Origin of the sequence: Roseitranquillus sediminis (assembly GCF_016918935.1) — a bacterium.
Lineage (GTDB): Bacteria > Pseudomonadota > Alphaproteobacteria > Rhodobacterales > Rhodobacteraceae > Roseitranquillus > Roseitranquillus sediminis.
In genome coordinates this window covers 1-371 of record NZ_JAFFOB010000002.1, presented here as the reverse complement: position 1 = coordinate 371, position 371 = coordinate 1, and the positions used below count along the sequence as shown (strand labels likewise).

Sequence of the window (371 nt, the reverse complement as noted above, 5' to 3'; positions counted from 1 at the left end):
CAGGTCGAGGTGCTGACCGATCGCCGCCCCGTTCTCGCTGTCGTCGACCGCGGCTACCGCGGGCACGGCGTCGAGACCACACGCGTGCTGATCAGCGGCACCCGCAGGGGCATCACGCCGTCACTGGCCAGGCTCCTGCGCCGCCGCAGCGCCATCGAGCCGTCGCCAATGATGCTCGAATCATTGGCGCATTCATTGGCGACCGGCCACATGAAGACCGACGGCCGGCTGACGCGCAGCCCGCTCAAGGGAACCACTGGCGACGCGCTCTTCGCCGTCCTCTGCGCCTGCGACCACAACCTCCGCAAGATCCTCGCCCACCTCAGGGCGCTCTTGGCTCTCCTGATCGCCGCCATCCTCGGCGCATTCAG

The 371-nt window shown here is 68.7% G+C and carries 1 pseudogene; it reads left to right on the top strand.

The features are described 5' to 3' along the window. Positions 1-371: pseudogene (locus JM664_RS00010) on the top strand (hypothetical protein); the annotation flags it as partial.